Origin of the sequence: Pseudoalteromonas ostreae (genome assembly GCF_018069805.1) — a bacterium.
Taxonomy (GTDB): Bacteria; Pseudomonadota; Gammaproteobacteria; order Enterobacterales; family Alteromonadaceae; genus Pseudoalteromonas; species Pseudoalteromonas ostreae.
This window is the reverse complement of the sequence record NZ_JAGPYN010000015.1, coordinates 67,845-86,467: the sequence shown is the minus strand read 5'-3', so window position 1 is coordinate 86,467 and position 18,623 is coordinate 67,845. Positions and strand designations below refer to the sequence as shown.

General features: G+C 40.4%; 16 protein-coding genes. 10 read left to right on the top strand and 6 right to left on the bottom strand.

Features of this window, described 5'->3' with window-relative positions:
• Positions 1–27: 27 nt before the first annotated feature.
• Complete coding sequence (locus tag J7338_RS13485; RefSeq protein ID WP_210797533.1) at positions 28–1,314, bottom strand: citrate synthase; 1,287 nt, start codon at positions 1,312–1,314, stop codon at positions 28–30.
• Positions 1,315–1,723: 409 nt separating this feature from the next.
• Here J7338_RS13485 and sdhC point away from each other — a divergent pair, with 409 nt between their 5' ends.
• The 9 genes from sdhC to J7338_RS13440 all read left to right on the top strand — a co-directional run bounded on the left by sdhC (position 1,724) and on the right by J7338_RS13440 (position 13,647).
• Positions 1,724–2,101 (top strand): succinate dehydrogenase, cytochrome b556 subunit, encoded by a 378-nt coding sequence (sdhC, locus tag J7338_RS13480; protein WP_210797532.1) that lies wholly within the window; start codon positions 1,724–1,726, stop codon positions 2,099–2,101.
• Positions 2,092–2,439 carry a succinate dehydrogenase, hydrophobic membrane anchor protein gene (sdhD, locus tag J7338_RS13475; protein WP_210797531.1) on the top strand — a complete coding sequence of 116 codons (348 nt, stop codon included), beginning with the start codon at positions 2,092–2,094 and terminating at the stop codon, positions 2,437–2,439. The genes sdhC and sdhD overlap by 10 nt, the downstream gene beginning before the upstream one ends.
• On the top strand, positions 2,440–4,212 hold the full coding sequence (gene sdhA, locus J7338_RS13470; protein ID WP_210797530.1) for a succinate dehydrogenase flavoprotein subunit: 1,773 nt from the start codon (positions 2,440–2,442) through the stop codon (positions 4,210–4,212).
• A 10-nt stretch (positions 4,213–4,222) separates the two neighbouring features.
• Positions 4,223–4,939, top strand: a complete 717-nt coding sequence (locus J7338_RS13465; protein ID WP_210797529.1) for a succinate dehydrogenase iron-sulfur subunit — start codon at positions 4,223–4,225, stop codon at positions 4,937–4,939.
• An 86-nt stretch (positions 4,940–5,025) separates the two neighbouring features.
• Positions 5,026–7,845 carry a 2-oxoglutarate dehydrogenase E1 component gene (locus J7338_RS13460; RefSeq protein WP_210797528.1) on the top strand — a complete coding sequence of 940 codons (2,820 nt, stop codon included), beginning with the start codon at positions 5,026–5,028 and terminating at the stop codon, positions 7,843–7,845.
• Between the two features lie 3 nt (positions 7,846–7,848).
• A complete protein-coding gene (gene odhB, locus J7338_RS13455; protein WP_210797527.1) occupies positions 7,849–9,372 on the top strand; it encodes a 2-oxoglutarate dehydrogenase complex dihydrolipoyllysine-residue succinyltransferase in 1,524 nt (507 codons plus the stop codon).
• Positions 9,373–9,549: 177 nt separating this feature from the next.
• On the top strand, positions 9,550–10,716 hold the full coding sequence (sucC, locus tag J7338_RS13450; RefSeq protein ID WP_210797526.1) for an ADP-forming succinate--CoA ligase subunit beta: 1,167 nt from the start codon (positions 9,550–9,552) through the stop codon (positions 10,714–10,716).
• Positions 10,716–11,588, top strand: coding sequence for a succinate--CoA ligase subunit alpha (gene sucD / locus J7338_RS13445; protein ID WP_145233870.1), 873 nt, complete (start codon positions 10,716–10,718; stop codon positions 11,586–11,588). The genes sucC and sucD overlap by 1 nt, the downstream gene beginning before the upstream one ends.
• 214 nt (positions 11,589–11,802) lie before the next feature.
• Positions 11,803–13,647, top strand: coding sequence for a GGDEF domain-containing protein (locus J7338_RS13440; protein ID WP_210797525.1), 1,845 nt, complete (start codon positions 11,803–11,805; stop codon positions 13,645–13,647).
• 42 nt (positions 13,648–13,689) lie between these two features.
• Here the strand turns inward: J7338_RS13440 and J7338_RS13435 are convergent, their stop codons facing one another.
• Positions 13,690–14,760, bottom strand: coding sequence for a DUF3083 family protein (locus J7338_RS13435; protein WP_210797524.1), 1,071 nt, complete (start codon positions 14,758–14,760; stop codon positions 13,690–13,692).
• A gap of 414 nt (positions 14,761–15,174) precedes the next feature.
• Between J7338_RS13435 and glnS the strand changes: the two genes are divergently transcribed.
• Positions 15,175–16,836, top strand: a complete 1,662-nt coding sequence (gene glnS, locus J7338_RS13430; RefSeq protein WP_210797523.1) for a glutamine--tRNA ligase — start codon at positions 15,175–15,177, stop codon at positions 16,834–16,836.
• A 91-nt stretch (positions 16,837–16,927) separates the two neighbouring features.
• Here glnS and fur read toward each other — a convergent pair whose 3' ends face one another.
• The 4 genes from fur to J7338_RS13410 form a co-directional block, all read right to left on the bottom strand.
• Complete coding sequence (gene fur / locus J7338_RS13425) at positions 16,928–17,368, bottom strand: ferric iron uptake transcriptional regulator (protein WP_145233880.1); 441 nt, start codon at positions 17,366–17,368, stop codon at positions 16,928–16,930.
• A gap of 186 nt (positions 17,369–17,554) precedes the next feature.
• Entirely contained in the window at positions 17,555–18,082 is a 528-nt protein-coding gene (fldA, locus tag J7338_RS13420; protein ID WP_210797522.1) for a flavodoxin FldA, read from the bottom strand.
• A gap of 14 nt (positions 18,083–18,096) precedes the next feature.
• On the bottom strand, positions 18,097–18,375 hold the full coding sequence (ybfE, locus tag J7338_RS13415) for a LexA regulated protein (RefSeq protein WP_016709654.1): 279 nt from the start codon (positions 18,373–18,375) through the stop codon (positions 18,097–18,099).
• Positions 18,376–18,377: 2 nt separating this feature from the next.
• Positions 18,378–18,599 (bottom strand): DUF2788 domain-containing protein, encoded by a 222-nt coding sequence (locus tag J7338_RS13410; RefSeq protein ID WP_054204660.1) that lies wholly within the window; start codon positions 18,597–18,599, stop codon positions 18,378–18,380.
• Between the last annotated feature and the right edge of the window lie 24 nt (positions 18,600–18,623).

The window sequence follows — 18,623 nt, the reverse complement described above, 5'->3', positions numbered from 1 at the left end:
TGCGGCCTTTTTAGCATTATTTAATGCTTAACGCTTGTCAGTTGCTACGTAGTCGCGGTGTGTATGGCCTGTATAAAGCTGACGTGGACGGCTGATCTTATGACCAGATTGAGAAAGCATCTCATCCCAGTGAGTGATCCAACCTACAGTGCGCGCCATTGCGAAGATCACAGTGAACATGCTAGTAGGAATACCGATTGCTTTTAAGATGATACCTGAGTAGAAATCTACATTTGGGTATAGTTTCTTCTCAACAAAGTATGGGTCTTCAAGAGCAATTTGCTCAAGCTTCATTGCGATATCAAGCAATGGATCTTGAATGTTAAGCTCAGCTAACACTTCGTGACACGTTTGACGCATTACTGTTGCACGTGGGTCGAAGTTTTTATAAACACGGTGACCAAAGCCCATAAGACGGAACGGATCCGCTTTATCTTTTGCTTTAGCAACGTATTCATCAATACGATCAACTGAACCAATTTCTTCTAGCATATTTAAACATGCTTCGTTTGCGCCGCCGTGTGCAGGGCCCCAAAGTGATGCGATACCTGCTGCAATACATGCATAGGGGTTAGCACCAGAAGAACCAGCAAGACGTACTGTAGACGTTGATGCATTTTGCTCGTGATCAGCGTGAAGCATAAAGATTTTATCCATTGCTTTTGCAGTCACTGGATTAACTTTATATTCTTCGGCTGGTACAGAGAACATCATATGTAAGAAGTTTTCTGCATAGCTTAAATCATTACGTGGGTAAACAAACGGTTGACCTACGTTATATTTATACGCCATCGCTGCGATAGTTGGTAACTTTGCAATTAATTTAATTGCACTGGTTTTACGTTGTGTTGCATCGGTAACATCAAGGTCTTCATGATAAAAAGACGATAATGCACCTACTACACCACACAGCATTGCCATTGGATGAGCGTCAAAACGGAAACCTTGGAAGAAATTTGCAATTTTCTCATCAAGCATGGTGCTATGTGTGATTTGTGATGCAAAATCAGCATATTGCTCTTTAGTTGGTAATTCACCATTTAGTAGTAAATAGCATAGTTCAACATAATCTGAGTCTTCTGCTAACTGCTCAATCGGGTAACCGCGATGCAGTAAAATACCTTTACCACCATCAATATATGTGATTGAAGATTCACAAGAACCAGTCGACATAAAGCCTGGGTCATAGGTGAAGTGACCGTGAGCACCTAACGTACGTACATCGATTACATCCTGACCGGCAGTACCTTGGTAAATTGGAAGTTCGATTGGATCTAGACCATCAATATGGACTGTGGCTTTTTTATCCACCATCTATTTATCTCCTATTAAGATAACAACTCTGATTGTTATGTTCTGAATCTGTTTAAGCACATTCTTTTCATTTTAACGTGAAAGAGGGGGTTAAAGTCAATTTTTATAAACATTATGCACAAATGTATAATAAATATTCTGATGGGATTAAATACTATACCATTGGCTAATACGCAAACGTCTCTAACTAAACAAGAATTGTAAAAAGACCTTTGGCTATATATACTATTGGAGGTTTTATACCGTATTGTCTGTAGGTAAATGTAATTTTTGCAGCTAATTTTTGCATAAATGTGAACTTTGTTGCTAAAAAGAGCTTTGCTTAGGTAGTTCCATCAGAAAAATCGTTTTTGATGGGTTAAGAAAAACAAGTAGATGAGCTCCTAGTGAGCAAGATGGGCAAGTAACTGTGAAAAAGCAAAGACCTGTAAATCTAGATCTAACAACTATATGTATGCCGGCAACGGCTAAAGCATCAATATTTCACCGCGTCACCGGTGTTGCATTATTTTTTGCTTTAACGTTTGTCATTTGGGCTTCGTCTGAATCTCTTTCTTCTGCTGAAGGTTTTGAATTCGTCAAGGGTCTGTTTAACGGATTCATTGCCAAATTTATTGCTTGGGGCGCCATTTCAGTATTGGCATATCACCTTATTGGTGGTATTCGCCATATCATTATGGATATGGGACATTGGGAAGAACTTGAATCAGGTAATCTCAGCGCTAAGATTGCTATGGCACTTGGCGTTGTGTCTTCTATTCTAGCAGGGGTGTGGATATGGTTTTAAATCAAGCAACTCTAAAGCGTGATGGTGTACAAGATTATGTCTCATTACGTACCACGGCATTAGTAATTACCGCGTATGCGATTTTTATTATTGGCTACTTTTTATGTACGCCAGAAGTCACTTTTGAAGCATGGCACGGCCTGTTTTCAAACCTTGCAATGAAGGGGTTTACCTTAATTACCCTGGTTTGTATTATGGTTCATACCCGTATTGGCCTTTGGCAAGTACTGACTGACTACGTTAAATGCGCAAAATTGCGTGCTGTTTTAGGTTTTGTTTTAAACCTAATGGCCGCTGCATACGTAGCAATTGGTCTAATCGTTCTATGGGGTGTTTAAGTGAAATATTCTGTTCGTGAATTTGATGCCGTCGTGATTGGCGCAGGTGGTGCGGGTATGCGCGCGGCACTTGCAATCACTGAATCAGGTAAAACCTGTGCACTTATCTCTAAAGTTTTCCCAACCCGTTCACACACTGTATCTGCACAAGGTGGTATTACGGTTGCGCTGGGTAATTCACATGAAGATAACTGGGAATGGCACATGTACGATACTGTTAAAGGTTCCGATTTTATCGGTGACCAAGACGCTATCGAATATATGTGTAAAACAGGCCCAGAAGCAATTACTGAATTAGAAAACATGGGTCTACCATTTTCTCGTTTTGAAAATGGCCGTGTTTACCAACGTCCTTTCGGTGGTCAATCGAAGAATTTTGGTGGTGAGCAAGCTGCACGTACAGCGGCTGCGGCTGACCGTACAGGTCATGCGTTATTACATCTTCTTTATCAGCAAAACGTTAAAAACAAAACCAATGTATTCTCTGAGTGGTATGCATTAGATTTAGTTAAAAACGATGATGGTAATGTAGTAGGGTGTACTGCTATCGATATTGAAACTGGCGAAGTTGTTTATTTCAAATCAAAAGCAGTGGTTCTAGCAACCGGTGGTGCGGGTCGTATCTTCGCTTCAACCACTAATGCACACATTAACACTGGTGATGGTGTTGGTATGGCAACCCGCGCAGGTATTTCTATGCAAGACATGGAAATGTGGCAGTTCCACCCAACAGGTATTGCTGGTGCAGGTACGTTAGTAACAGAAGGTTGTCGTGGTGAAGGTGGTTATCTTTTAAATAAAGATGGCGAACGCTTCATGGAACGTTATGCACCTAATGCGAAAGATTTAGCATCACGCGATGTTGTTGCCCGTTCAATGATGACAGAAATTCGTGAAGGTCGTGGTTGTGATGGTCCTTGGGGTCCACATATTAAGCTTAAGCTTGATCACTTAGGTGAAGAAACGCTTAACCTACGTCTTCCTGGTGTATGTGACCTTGCTAAAACATTTGCACACGTTGACCCTGCTAAAGAGCCAATTCCAGTAATTCCTACTTGTCATTATATGATGGGTGGCGTTCCGACTAACGTAAATGGTCAAGCACTACAAATCGATGCCCTAGGCAATGAGAAAGTAGTTGAAGGCTTATTTGCAGTTGGTGAGATTGCCTGTGTATCTGTACACGGTGCAAACCGCTTAGGTGGTAACTCATTGCTTGATTTAGTGGTCTTTGGTCGTGCTGCAGGTAATTTCCTTGGAACTTATTTGAATGACGTTGAAGTATCTAAAGATGCCTCTGAGTCAGATTTAGAAGCGTCACTTACTCGTTTTAATCGTTGGGAAAACTCAACAATTGGTCAAGGCGAAGATCCAGTCCAAATCAAGAAAGATCTACAGCAATGTATGCAACTTAACTTCTCGGTATTCCGTGAAGGTGAGTCTATGGCTGCAGGTCTTAAAGAGCTTAAAGAAATTCGTGAACGTCTACAGCATGCGCGTCTTGATGATAAATCATCAGACTTCAATACTGCACGTATCGAATGTCTAGAGTTAGATAACATGATGGAAACAGCATACTCAACAGCAGTTGCTGCAAACTTCCGAACAGAAAGCCGTGGTGCACACTCTCGCTTTGACTTCCCAGATCGTGATGACGAGAACTGGTTATGTCACTCAGTTTTCAATCCGAAAACGGATGAAATGAGCAAGCGTGATGTAAACTATGCGCCTAAACTGCGCGAAGCATTTCCACCTAAAGCACGTACCTACTAGGAGCGAGACGATGGCACAAGTACAATTTTCTGTTTATCGTTACAATCCAGATATTGATAACGCCCCCCGTATGCAAGAATATACTTTGCAAACGGAAGAAGGCCACGACATGATGGTATTGGATGCACTTTTATTATTAAAAGAGCAAGATCCAACGTTATCATTTCGTCGCTCATGCCGTGAAGGTGTATGTGGTTCTGACGGTGTTAACATGAATGGTAAAAATGGTTTAGCATGTATTACTCCTTTATCTACGCTGCAAAAAGGTGGCAAAGGTAAAATCGTAATTCGTCCATTACCCGGTTTACCTGTGGTGCGTGACCTTGTTATTGACATGAGTCAGTTCTACACTCAATACGAAAAAGTTAAACCATACTTAATTAATGACACGCCAGCGGCGGGTGAACGTCTTCAATCTATCGAAGAACGCGACAAGTTAGATGGCTTATATGAGTGTATTCTATGTGCATGTTGTTCAACATCGTGTCCTTCGTTTTGGTGGAATCCAGACAAGTTCATAGGTCCAGCTGGTCTTCTACATGCTTACCGTTTCTTGGCTGATAGCCGAGATACAGCAACAGAAGAACGTTTAGCTGACTTAGACGATGCATTCAGCGTGTTCCGTTGTCACAGTATTATGAACTGTGTTAGCGTTTGTCCTAAAGGTCTTAATCCAACTAAGGCAATCGGACAAATCAAATCAATGTTAATAAGCCGTTCGGTTTAATGATATTGATAAATGTAAGATGGCTAATGTGAATTAGCCATCTTGTTATAACAATTAATTTCTGCGCTAAAGAAAAGGGCTTATAAATGCACGAAGGTGTGATGAAGGCATGGCTAGAATCTTCACATTTAAACGGCGGCAACGTTGCTTATATAGAAGAGCTTTATGAAGCGTATTTAGACAATGCGACTTCTGTGCCAGAAGAATGGCGAGAAGTGTTCGAACAATTACCAAAAGTTGATGGTGTGGATGTTGAGGTTAAGCATTCCGAAGTTCGTGCACAGTTTGCGGCGCTTGCGAAAAACAAGCATAGAGAAGTAGTGATAGCAGAAGGTGGGAGCAGTGACCCTAAACAAGTCAAAGTTCTCCAGCTTATAAATGCTTTCCGTTTCCGTGGTCACCAAAATGCTAACCTAGATCCATTAGGCATTTGGCAACGCGAACGTGTTCGAGACTTAGAGCTTGAATATCATGAATTATCTAAAGCTGATTTTGACCGTGAATTTAACGTGGGATCGTTTGCCGTAGGCCGCGATACCATGCCTTTAGGTGAGTTATATCAGGCGCTAATGACTACGTACTGTGGTTCTGTAGGCGCTGAGTATATGCACATCACATCAACTGAAGAAAAACGTTGGTTACAACAACGTTTAGAATCAGTGCAATCACGACCAACATTCAGTAAAGAAGAAAAGTTGCGTATCCTCAAAGGATTAACCGCAGCCGATGGTCTTGAAAAGTATTTAGGGGCTAAGTTCCCAGGTGCTAAGCGTTTCTCACTCGAAGGTGGTGATGCGTTAGTACCGATGCTGAAAGAGCTTATTCACCGTGCTGGCGAAAGTGGCCAACAAGAAGCGGTTATTGGGATGGCTCACCGTGGTCGCTTAAATGTCCTTGTTAATGTGCTTGGTAAAAACCCATCAGAACTATTTGATGAGTTTGCTGGTAAGCATAAAGAAACATTAAGCTCAGGTGATGTTAAATACCACATGGGTTACTCTTCAGATTTTGCGACTTCAGGTGGCAAAGTTCATATGGCGCTTGCCTTTAACCCATCACATCTTGAAATCGTAAACCCAGTAGTTATGGGCTCGGTTCGTGCACGTTTAGACCGTTTGGGTGACAGTTCAGGTATTAAAGCACTACCTATCACCATTCATGGTGACTCGGCAGTGGCAGGCCAAGGTGTTGTTCAAGAAACCTTTAACTTATCGCAAACAAATGCGTTTAGTTGTGGTGGTAGTATTCGCATTGTAGTGAACAACCAAGTTGGTTTTACGACAAGCAAACAACACGATGTTCGTTCAACAGATTACTGTACTGACATCGCAAAAATGGTGCAATCACCCATTTTCCACGTAAATTCTGATGATCCTGAAGCGGTTGCATTTGTCACGCAAATCGCGCTTGATTTTAGAAATCAATTTAAACGTGATGTGGTTATTGACTTAGTTTGTTATCGTCGTCACGGCCATAATGAAGCGGATGAGCCAAATGCGACTCAACCGATCATGTACCAAAAAATCAAAAAACACCCGGTGCCACGTTTGATCTACGCAGATCAGTTAATGGGTGAAGGCTCGTTTACTGAAGATGAAATTAAAGCACTGGCTGATGACTACCGTAATGGTTTAGACGAAGGCAATTGTGTTGTTGAAGAAATTCAACCAGAAACATCACACTCCTCTGATTGGGCTAAATATGTAGGCCATGAATGGAGTGTTGATTACGATGCAAGTGTGCCAGTTGAAAAATTAAAAGAGCTGGGTAACAAAATTGCAAATTACCCTGAACAATATAAAGCACAGTCTCGTGTTAAAAAGATTTACGATGATCGTAAGTTAATGGCCGCTGGTGAAAAACCGCTTGATTGGGGTATGGCAGAAACACTTGCTTATGCAACAATTGCAACCGAAGGCACTGATATTCGTTTAACAGGCCAAGATTCAGGGCGTGGTACTTTCTTCCACCGTCATGCCGTTGTTCATAGTCAAACTGATGGGGCCACTTACACGCCTTTACAGCACTTAAGCGAAGATCAAGGTACTTTCCAAGTATTTGACTCAGTGCTTTCAGAAGAAGCGGTTGTGGCGTTTGAATATGGTTACGCGACAGCAGAGCCAACATCACTGGTACTATGGGAAGCACAGTTTGGTGATTTTGCTAACGGCGCACAAGTTGTTTTTGACCAATTCTTAAGTTCCGGTGAGCAAAAATGGGGCCGTTTGTGTGGTCTGACAATTTTGTTACCACATGGTTATGAAGGGCAAGGTCCTGAGCACAGTTCTGCACGTTTAGAGCGTTTCTTACAGCTGTGTGCTGATCACAATATGCAAGTGTGTGTACCATCTACTCCTGCACAAGTCTATGCAATGTTACGTCGTCAATCAGTTAGACCACTACGTCGTCCACTGATAGTTATGACACCTAAATCGTTATTACGCCATCCACTTGCGACATCTTCACTTGAAGAGCTATCAGAAGGTGTGTTCCACAATATGATCGACGAAATCGATGATATTGATGCAGATAGCGTTGAACGTGTAGTTTTCTGTAGTGGTAAAGTGTACTACGAGCTATTACAAGAGCGTCGTAAGCTTGAACTTAACAATATTGCTATTGTGCGGGTTGAACAGTTATACCCGTTCCCACATGATGAAATGGATGCCATTATGGCGCGTTATCAACATGTGAAAGATTTTGTTTGGTGTCAAGAGGAGCCGCAAAACCAAGGTGCTTGGTATTGTTCACAACATCACTTTGTAGATGCAATTCCACAAGGTGCGAAGCTTAAATATGCAGGCCGTAAAGCCTCTGCCTCTCCAGCGTGTGGTTATATGTCAGTGCATACTAAAGAACAACAAGCGCTAGTCGCAGACGCGCTTACTATTGAAAATAAAGGATAAGCAATGAGCACAGAAATTAAAGTTCCTGTTCTTCCTGAGTCGGTTGCTGATGCTTCCGTTGCTACATGGCATGTAAGTGTTGGCGACAAAGTAAGCCGTGATCAGAACTTAGTAGATATTGAAACAGACAAAGTTGTTTTAGAAGTTGTTGCACCACATGACGGTGTGATCACTGAAATTTCACAAGAAGAAGGTGCAACCGTACTTGGCGACCAAGTGATCGGTATCATTGGTGACGCTGATGCAGCTGCGCCAACTGAAGACGCAAAGAGAGAAGCTGCACCAGCTTCAGACAAACAAGAAAACGCGCCAGCGGCGCAATCAGCACCAGCATCAGAAGGTAAAGAAGTGGACATTAAAGTACCTGTACTTCCAGAATCAGTCGCAGACGCGACAGTAGCTACTTGGCATGTGCAACCAGGTGACGCAGTAACACGCGACCAAAACCTAGTTGATATCGAAACTGATAAAGTTGTTCTTGAAGTTGTTGCTCAAGAAGATGGCGTAATGGGTGAAATCATTCACGCAGAAGGCGATACAGTTCTGGGTGACCAAGTTATCGGTAAAGTTAAAGCTGGTGCAGCACCCGCTAAATCTGACGCAAAAGCGGATGCACCAGCAGCGGCTAAAGATGAAAGTTCAACTGATAGTTCAGATGTGTTAACACCATCAGTGCGTCGTTTAATTGCTGAGAAAGGCCTAGACGCGTCTAAAATTAAAGGCTCTGGTAAAAATGGTCGTGTAACAAAAGAAGATGTTGATCAATTCTTGAAGTCACCAGCACCTGCGGCGAAAGCTGAAGCAGCGCCAGCGGCACCTATGGGTGACCGTACACAAAAACGCGTTCCTATGACACGTTTACGTAAAACCATTGCTAATCGTCTTCTTGAAGCAAAAAACTCTACTGCAATGTTAACGACATTTAACGAAGTTAACATGAAACCAATCATGGATCTTCGTAAGCAGTATCAAGAAGTGTTCGAAAAGCGTCACGGTATCCGTTTAGGTTTCATGTCTTTTTACGTGAAAGCGGTCACTGAAGCACTAAAACGTTTCCCTGATGTAAATGCATCAATTGATGGCGATGATATCGTATACCACAACTATTTTGATATCAGCATTGCAGTTTCTACGCCACGAGGCCTAGTGACTCCAGTACTAAAAGATTGCGATAAGCTATCTGTTGCTGAAATCGAAAAAGGTATTCGTGAATTAGCACTTAAAGGTCGTGATGGCAAGTTAACACTTGACGACATGACGGGTGGTAACTTCACTATCACTAACGGTGGTGTGTTCGGTTCGTTACTATCAACACCTATCATCAATTTACCGCAGTCGTCTATTTTGGGTATGCATAAAATCCAAGATCGTCCAATGGCTGTTAATGGTAAAGTTGAAATTCTGCCTATGATGTATTTGGCATTATCTTATGATCATCGCCAAATAGATGGTAAGGAATCAGTTGGATTCCTAGTGACTATTAAAGAGTTGCTCGAAGATCCAACGCGCCTATTACTGGATGTTTAATTCAGTTGTATGAAATGTAAGCTGTGAGTCGCATTCACAGCTTTTTTTTTGTGTCTATTAGTCTAACTGGGGTTTTCATGTTAAGCCTTGGGATCTATACTAGTTGCGCAATTTGGGATAGCTGTTTATTTGTAAAAATAGTCAGCTCTTTTAGTATAAAAAATTGGATAAAGCATCATGAATTTGCATGAGTATCAGGCAAAACAACTTTTTGCCGAATATGGTTTACCAGTTTCTCAGGGTTTCGCGTGCGATACACCTGAAGAAGCTGCAGCAGCTGCTGAGAAAATCGGCGGTGATATGTGGGTTGTTAAAACTCAGGTTCACGCAGGTGGACGTGGTAAAGCTGGCGGTGTAAAGCTAGTTAAAACTATCGACGAAGTTAAAGCGTTTGCAGCTAACTGGTTAGGTAAAAACCTAGTTACTTACCAAACAGACGAGAATGGTCAGCCAGTTGCTAAAATTTTAGTAGAAAGCTGTACTGATATCGCCAACGAATTGTACTTAGGTGCAGTTGTTGACCGTGCATCTCGCAAAGTTGTTTTCATGGCGTCTACTGAAGGCGGTGTTGAAATTGAAACTGTTGCTGAAGAAACACCAGAGCTTATCCACAAAGCAGAGATCGACCCATTAGTAGGTCCTCAAGCTTACCAAGCACGTGAACTAGGTTTTAAATTGGGTCTTAACCCAACGCAAATGAAGCAGTTTGTTAAGATATTCATGGGTCTTGGTAAAATGTTTACTGATTTCGATTTCGCATTACTTGAAATCAACCCGCTTGTTATCACTGATGAAGGTAACCTTCACTGTCTTGACGGCAAAATCGGTATCGATGGTAATGCACTTTACCGTCAACCTAAAATGCGTGATTTCCACGATCCATCACAAGAAGATGCACGTGAAGCACATGCAGCAAGTTTTGAACTTAACTACGTTGCATTAGACGGTAACGTTGGTTGTATGGTTAACGGTGCAGGCCTAGCAATGGGTACTATGGACATCGTAAACCTACACGGCGGCAAGCCAGCTAACTTCTTAGATGTTGGTGGCGGTGCGACTAAAGAACGTGTTTCTGAAGCATTCAAAATCATTCTTTCAGATGATAACGTTAAAGCTGTTTTAGTTAACATCTTTGGTGGTATCGTACGTTGTGACATGATCGCAGAAGGCATTATTGGTGCAGTTAAAGAAGTTGGTGTAAACGTACCTGTAGTTGTACGTTTAGAAGGTACTAACGCTGAGCTAGGTCGTGACGTTCTTAAGAATTCAGGTCTAGATATCATTGCTGCTGAATCACTAACAGATGCTGCTGAAAAAGTTGTTGCTGCTGCGGAGGGCAAATAATGTCTGTATTAATCAATAAAGATACAAAAGTTATCTGTCAAGGTTTCACCGGTGGCCAAGGTACTTTCCACTCAGAGCAAGCGCTTGAGTACGGAACACAAATGGTTGGTGGTGTAAGCCCAGGTAAAGGCGGTCAAACGCACCTTGGTCTTCCAGTATTTAACACTGTACGTGATGCTGTAGAAGCAACTGGTGCAACTGCATCAGTTATCTACGTACCAGCCCCTTTCTGTAAAGATGCCATCTTAGAAGCAATCGATGCTGGCATCGAGCTAATCGTTTGTATCACTGAAGGTATCCCTACACTTGATATGGTTGACGTTAAAGTTAAACTAGATCAAACAGGTACTCGTATGATCGGTCCTAACTGTCCAGGTGTTATCACTCCAGGTGAGACTAAGATTGGTATCATGCCGGGTCACATTCATAAGCCTGGTAAAGTAGGTATTGTTTCTCGCTCTGGTACTTTAACGTACGAAGCTGTTAAACAAACTACCGATGCAGGTTTCGGTCAGTCTACCTGTGTTGGTATTGGTGGCGACCCAATTCCTGGTACTAACTTTATCGACGTTTTAGAAATGTTCGAAAAAGATCCACAAACTGAAGCAATCGTAATGATTGGTGAAATCGGTGGTACTGCAGAAGAAGAAGCTGCAGAGTACATCAAAGCTAACGTTACTAAGCCTGTTGTTTCTTACATTGCTGGTGTTACTGCACCAGAAGGTAAGCGTATGGGTCATGCTGGCGCAATCATCGCTGGCGGTAAAGGTACTGCTGATGAGAAATTTGCTGCATTAGAAGCTGCTGGCGTAAAAACTGTACGTTCACTTGCTGATATCGGTAAAGCACTTAAAGAAAAAACTGGCTGGTAATAACCCGCTATGTTTTGAAAAAAGGCTCACTTAGTGAGCCTTTTTTATTGCCATTATTTATAAAGTATTGTGTCTAGATAATGATAAGTTTCAGAATCTCTAGTTGTTTAATTAATAAAAAATCAATAGCTTGTTTTAATAAAGTCCACTAGTAATAATCAAAACTGCCGTTATAATGTGCGATTGTTTTTTATCATTCGAAGATCTAGCAGTAATGCGAATAATTAATTTTACAGTCGTTCTTGTATGCCTTTGTTCTTTCAATTTATTCGCATCTACTTCATTTCGTACCGAATTTTTAGTAACCGAACAACGTGCAGTAGCTGAACCAAATCAGTTGATCGAAGAATTAGCTCTTATACAATTGGCGCAGCGTATTTCTCCCGCTGAACACGCTTATAATAATACTTTGTTAGCGCGCCTGTATTTATTTCAAGGTGATATTGTACGTTCAAAAAGCTACTTTGAACTTGCCCAACAACAACTACCTAAGGACGATGATTGGATCCAAGGTTATTGGTTAATGTACCGGAGTGTTTTTTCTTTAGAAGAAGGGCAGTTACCTGAAAGTATTAAACAAATCCGCTTAGCACAAAATGCATTTATACGAGCAAACGATTTAGAGATGCAGGTACAGGCTGAGTCTATTGAAGGTGCTTTGTTGCTCTGGCAAGAGGAATATCCAAAAGCAATAGAAATTATAGAAAATGCCTACATTGAAGCCAAAACTTCAAATATGTCCTCAACTACTATGCTTTATGTTTATGATAGTTTAGCTGCATATTATTCGACCATGTCGCTATTTGAGAAAGGTGAGCAATATGCAGTTTTGGCTCGCGATATTGCCAGTAGAAATGGTGATGTTGTCAATGGATTACCTATTATCTATCTCCTATGTATAACATATGAACGGGCTGAGAAACTTGATCCAGCGGCGGCTTGTTATGAAGAAATGATAATGGTATCGGCCATGGTAAAAGCACCGCGTTATCTTTTTTTTGCATCGGCAGGTAAGGCAAGTGTTGCTTTGAAACAAAAAAATTATTCGCAAGCGTTACAACTGTCATACTTAGCTAAAAGTTATATCAATACAGTGATTATAAACCCAGCGCATATAATTGCGTTAAATAATGGATTTGCTAAAATTTTTTTAGCATTGCAGCAACCAGAGCAAGCACTTGAATATACTCAAGCATCAGAGTTATTGTTGGCTGATTACGATAGGCCGCTTAATAACCGTTATAGCCGCAATACACTCACCTTAAAGGCGCAAAGCCTCGAGCAATTAGGTCATTTTGAAGAAGCGACAAATGCACTGAAATTATTGATTAAGCTTACAGAGCAAGCAAAAGCAACAACGCAGCAGAAACTTGAGCAGGAAGCACGCTCACAATTTGAATCTACTCAACAAGATATAAAATTGCAGTTGGCTGAAGAGAAATTAAAATACCAACAAATCACTTTAGATAAGTTAGCTAAAGAAGGGCAGCTACAAACAGCTTATTCTGTTATTGGTATCTTAGCGATATTAAGCATTACAATTTTCGCATTAAATCAACGCAGAGCCTATTTACGAAGTCAACGCAGAGCAAATACTGATCCTCTCACTGGTGCACATAACCGTCGCTATATCCTCGATTTTATTGCAGCGCAACTTATCGGGAAGCAACAAGATTTTTCAGTTGCGATTTTAGATATTGATCATTTTAAACAAGTAAATGATCAATATGGCCATGATATCGGTGATCAAGCCCTTATTGCTTTTAGCGTGTTACTTACTGAACATTTAGCCAATACTGAGTATCAATTTGCTCGCTTTGGTGGTGAGGAATTTATTGTGGTAATGCCAAACTTAACACTTGTACAAGGGCATGATTTTATCACTAACTTATGTGTTTGTTTAAAATCGTTAAGCTTGACCGACAAAAAAATCACTTTAACTAGTAGTGCCGGTGTAGCACAAATGCAGCCAGGACTCGCCCTTAATGCGTTATTAAAAGTTGCTGACACAAACCTTTACCGTGCCAAAAATATTGGCAGGGATAAGGTCTGTAGTTAATTTAAACTTAGCTTAAGGGTTGTATTATTCACAAGCTCGCTATTATAGATAATGATTAATATGTTGAAAAAATCGTACTGTAATATCTTGGCGCTCTTTATTGATCGATAATGGTTCTATAAGTGAACGGATCAGACTTTCAACTTGATTCATAAAACGACCGTGACCAACTCCTTGCTCGTCTTTTTCACTGGCAACAATAACAAATTGCAATGAATCCACCAGTTTTTCATCACGCCAATAATGACTGTATTGAGTATTTTTAGCGTCGGTTGAGAAGCTCAGCTTTTGCAATTCAAGATTGCCATCGTTGTTATCAGTCTTACAGTTTCTTATGATTGGCATTGTACCATTAGCTACCATTGCCGCTAAATGTAAATTTTTTGCGGCACATTGCTGAATAAATGCGTCATAAAAATGCTGATAAAACTCTGTGTATGTTGGTTTATTCAGCAAATGATGAAACTGAGTTTTAATGGTGCGTGTAACTGGAATCGAAAAAGTGGTATAGGTCATCTCATTATGCTCTACTGGTAGAGTACAATGACGGCTTTGGTAACGATTATAAAGGCCTCTGAGTTTATAACCGTAGCTTTCTTTACATCCTTTCGCTTTGGCGAATAAGTCATAGGTTAAATGCTGATGATCACGCACTTTGATTGCAGTTTCATCGAGCAGTAATGTGCTTTGCAGGTATTCGAGTACTTTTTTAACACGGGTATGAAATATGGCTGCATTAGCACGTAAATCTTCACCAGTGGCAAGGAAAAGCAAACGAATTTTTTTACTTGGTTTACGGCTGTCATAAATGCATTTATGCGCTTCATGGTAACGCGGGTTATAAAAGAATAAAATTTGCTTTTCGGTTTGTAAACAATATGACTCTTCATGAAATCTAACAACTGGGAGCTTATCGTTTGCTATCAAATGTACATTATATAGCTCATACTCATCACATGAAGAAAATAGCTGCCGTGCTAAACGTTCATAACATTGTTGTATATTGCTAAATCGTGCGTATAAATCGGCACTGGGCACAAACTCAGCTAAAATATATTGGTTTGCGCGTGCAGTAGTTGGAATATAAACGCGATGCTGTGAAAGTGAAGCCATTATTTTCTCCTTAAAAGAATTACTTTAATGGCCCCACTGTAGCTTGATTGAATGACTGTTTTATTGCGCTAGAACAATTTATCACCATTAAAAGGTTAAATAACAACCTAGGTGTGGTTCTTCAGCTTGTATTTTCCACTAAGCATATAATATGTAATAAACCCGCATCTATTACTGTATGTTAAGGTTTGTTTTTATAATATACCCAAACCACCTCAATATGCGAAACGCCCAACGGGTTGGTTTAAAAGCGATTTATACTGCGTTATTGATTTTACCAATAGAACCGCTATTACTTGCAATCAATGCCTTGCCTAAATCGCTTTTAATTCCAACTGAAACTCGCATCTTGGGGTGGTTTGGGTATAATGCAGTAGTTTTGTCACCATGCACTATTGTGAGGATTGTACTCCTATGGCGGAAATTGAGAATCGCCCAAGTAACTTTATTAGAACCCGAATTGATGACGATTTAGCATCAGGTAAACACGCGTCTACGCATACTCGTTTTCCACCTGAGCCGAATGGTTTTTTACATATCGGACATGCAAAATCAATTTGTTTAAATTTTGGTATAGCACAAGATTACCACGGTAAATGTAACTTACGTTTTGATGATACAAACCCTGAAAAAGAAGATATTAACTACGTAAATTCAATTAAAGAAGATGTACAGTGGTTAGGTTTTCAGTGGGATGGTGAAATTAATTACTCGTCTAATTATTTTGATCAGTTATATGGTTATGCTATTGAACTGATCAATAAAGGGCTAGCATATGTGTGCTTCCTATCACCAGATCAAGCGCGTGAATATCGCGGCACGTTAAAAGAGCCTGGTAAAAACAGTCCAACCCGTGATACGAGTCCTTCAGAAAACTTAGCACTATTTGAAAAAATGCGTGCGGGTGAATTTAAAGAAGGCGAATGTGTACTACGTGCAAAAATAGATATGGCCAGCTCATTTATGGTGCTGCGTGATCCTATTATTTATCGTGTTCGATTTGCTCAGCATCATCAGACCGGTGATAAATGGTGTATCTACCCAATGTATGACTTTACACATTGTATCTCAGATGCACTTGAAGGCATTACTCATTCATTGTGTACCCTTGAATTTCAAGATAACCGTCGTTTATACGATTGGGTGTTAGATAACATCAGTCTTGAATGTCATCCACAACAAATTGAGTTTTCAAGGTTAAACCTTGAATACACGATTATGTCTAAGCGTAAATTGAATGACTTAGTGGTTAATGGGCACGTTGAAGGCTGGGATGATCCTCGTATGCCAACGATAGCTGGTTTACGTCGTCGCGGTTATACCCCAGCGTCAATTCGTGAATTTTGCTCACGTATTGGCGTAACTAAACAAGAAAACATGGTTGAAATGGGCATGCTTGAAGCATGTATCCGTGAAGACTTAAATGAACATGCTCCACGTGCCATGGCTGTGCTTGATCCTGTTAAAGTGATCATTGAAAATTATGCTGTTGATACCGTTGAAACCTTATCAATTGCAAACCATCCAAATGATGAAAGTATGGGTCGTCGTGATGTTCCGTTTACCCGTGAAATTTACATTGAGCGTGAAGATTTTAAAGAAGAAGCAAATAACAAATTCAAGCGCTTAGTACTTGATAAAGAAGTTCGCTTACGTGGCGCTTATGTTATTAAAGCTGAGCGTGTCGAAAAAGACGAAAATGGCGAAATAACCACGATTTTCTGTAGCTATGATCCAGAAACGTTGGGTAAAAATCCAACTGATGGACGTAAAGTGAAGGGCGTTATTCATTGGGTGTCATCCAGTGAGTCAATTACCGCAGAAGTTCGCTTATATGATCGTTTATTCAGCGTACCAAATCCTGCAGCAGCTGAAGACTTTGCAACAACTTTAAACCCTGATTCATTAGTGGTTTTAGCAAACGCAAAACTTGAGCCATCACTTGCCAATACAGAGCCAGCGCAAGGTTTCCAGTTTGAGCGTACCGGTTACTTTAGCCGAGATACTAAATCTGAAAAAGTTGTATTTAACCAAACTGTCGGTTTACGCGATTCATGGACTAAAACACAGCAATAGTTTTTTATCCCTTAGCTGCAAGGCGAGGGGATAAAAGTAACAGGCATAAAAAAACCTGCAATTTGCAGGTTTTTTTTATTCAGCTAATAAGTTATTGACTATCAGCAAATGCTTTACATGCTGCAGTGTCAGTACACTCACCATATAGGTAAAGTGAATGGTTGGTCAATTTGATACCATTTTCTTCTGAAATTTCAAGTTGACGACGTTCAATCATCTCATCTTCAAACTCAACAACTTTACCGCATTTTAAACAAACAAGGTGATCATGGTGTGTGCTACCTGATAATTCAAATACTGATTTACCGCCTTCAAAATGATGGCGGCTAACAATGCCTGCATCATCAAATTGGTTAAGTACGCGGTACACAGTAGCAAGGCCAATCTCTTCACCTAGGTCCAAAAGAATTTTGTAAACATCTTCAGCGCTGATGTGTTGGTTATCTGGAGATTGTAAAATCTCTAAAATTTTAATACGCGGCAACGTTACTTTTAAGCCGGCTTTTTTTAATTCCAAGTTATGATCAGTCATTAAATCTGTCTCAATTATATTTGGTTATACTAGACACCTTACAAAGATGTACACGACACATTAGCAACGATAAGAATAACGCGCCTAGTCATTAAGTGCAAAGATCAATTGCTAGAATTACTCATAAAAAGTGAAATAGGAAAACGAACGTCACTATTTTATACTACTACTAGCAATAAAGTGCATTTAATCAGCAAGTTCACTTAAACACATTTCTTCATAAACTTGTGCTGACCATGCTTTTACACGTTGTTCAGTAAGTTCTGGTTGACGGTCTTCATCAATGCCTAAACCAACAAAGTGGCTGTCATCAGCCATGCCTTTAGATGCTTCAAAGTCATACCCTTGGCTTGGCCAATGACCCACAACAATAGCACCACGCTCAGTTACTATGTCATTGATCATACCCATGGCATCAAGGAAGTATTCAGCGTAGTCTTCTTGATCGCCACAGCCGAAAATAGCAACTAATTTGCCATCAAAATCAACTTCTTCTAATTCAGGGAAAAAGTCATCCCAATCACATTGTGCTTCACCATAATACCAAGTAGGAATGCCAAATAAGATTAAATCAAACTCTGCGATCTGTTCTTTAGAACTTTTAGCAATATCATGCACAGCCACTAACTTTTTCCCCAATTCTTTTTGGATCATTTTAGCTACGTGTTCTGTGTTACCTGTGTCACTTCCGAAAAAAATACCTACACTTGCCATGGATTTAAAACCTTTTATCTATCAATAGCCAATCTTTCTTGTAAAATAGTTTCAATCAGCGCACTGCGGCTAATATTTTGTGCATCGGCCATATCGCTTAACGCTTGATATAACTGCGATGAAACTTTAAATTCGACACGCTTTAAACCACGTGCTTTATCTCTTTTTATTTGATTACGTTTATTTACCTTTAACTGAACCTCCCTTGGTAGGGGATTCGTTTTTGGTCTGCCTGGGCGTTTTTCGTATTCAAATAAATCGAGTGTTGTTCTATCTGTTTCAGACTTAGCCATGGTTAACCCACACCCGCACCTTGCCAAAACACTTGAATAAGCCCTTTAGCGATAAAACCAGAACACCCTAAAAATAGCACAAGCCATACTACATAACGGCCAAACTTAGGCACATTACCTTTTTTTAGTACGTCTTGGATAGCCATTCCGATAAAAAAGAACACACCGGCTAAGCCAAAGTACAACCCAAGGGTATCAAATTCGTTAATTAACTGACTGACCATCAACGTATAACCTTTAAATTAAAC

What these genes read in the sequence shown, in the direction of transcription:
- sdhD (WP_210797531.1), top strand. Translation starts at nt 2,092, where the DNA reads ATGGTTTTAAATCAAGCAACTCTAAAGCGTGATGGTGTACAAGATTAT.
- glnS (WP_210797523.1), top strand. Translation starts at nt 15,175, where the DNA reads ATGGCGGAAATTGAGAATCGCCCAAGTAACTTTATTAGAACCCGAATT.
- fldA (WP_210797522.1), bottom strand. Translation starts at nt 18,082, where the DNA reads ATGGCAAGTGTAGGTATTTTTTTCGGAAGTGACACAGGTAACACAGAA.
- J7338_RS13410 (WP_054204660.1), bottom strand. Translation starts at nt 18,599, where the DNA reads ATGGTCAGTCAGTTAATTAACGAATTTGATACCCTTGGGTTGTACTTT.
- J7338_RS13465 (WP_210797529.1), top strand. Translation starts at nt 4,223, where the DNA reads ATGGCACAAGTACAATTTTCTGTTTATCGTTACAATCCAGATATTGAT.
- J7338_RS13435 (WP_210797524.1), bottom strand. Translation starts at nt 14,760, where the DNA reads ATGGCTTCACTTTCACAGCATCGCGTTTATATTCCAACTACTGCACGC.
- ybfE (WP_016709654.1), bottom strand. Translation starts at nt 18,375, where the DNA reads ATGGCTAAGTCTGAAACAGATAGAACAACACTCGATTTATTTGAATAC.
- J7338_RS13460 (WP_210797528.1), top strand. Translation starts at nt 5,026, where the DNA reads ATGCACGAAGGTGTGATGAAGGCATGGCTAGAATCTTCACATTTAAAC.
- J7338_RS13440 (WP_210797525.1), top strand. Translation starts at nt 11,803, where the DNA reads ATGCGAATAATTAATTTTACAGTCGTTCTTGTATGCCTTTGTTCTTTC.
- J7338_RS13485 (WP_210797533.1), bottom strand. Translation starts at nt 1,314, where the DNA reads ATGGTGGATAAAAAAGCCACAGTCCATATTGATGGTCTAGATCCAATC.
- sucD (WP_145233870.1), top strand. Translation starts at nt 10,716, where the DNA reads ATGTCTGTATTAATCAATAAAGATACAAAAGTTATCTGTCAAGGTTTC.
- sucC (WP_210797526.1), top strand. Translation starts at nt 9,550, where the DNA reads ATGAATTTGCATGAGTATCAGGCAAAACAACTTTTTGCCGAATATGGT.
- odhB (WP_210797527.1), top strand. Translation starts at nt 7,849, where the DNA reads ATGAGCACAGAAATTAAAGTTCCTGTTCTTCCTGAGTCGGTTGCTGAT.
- fur (WP_145233880.1), bottom strand. Translation starts at nt 17,368, where the DNA reads ATGACTGATCATAACTTGGAATTAAAAAAAGCCGGCTTAAAAGTAACG.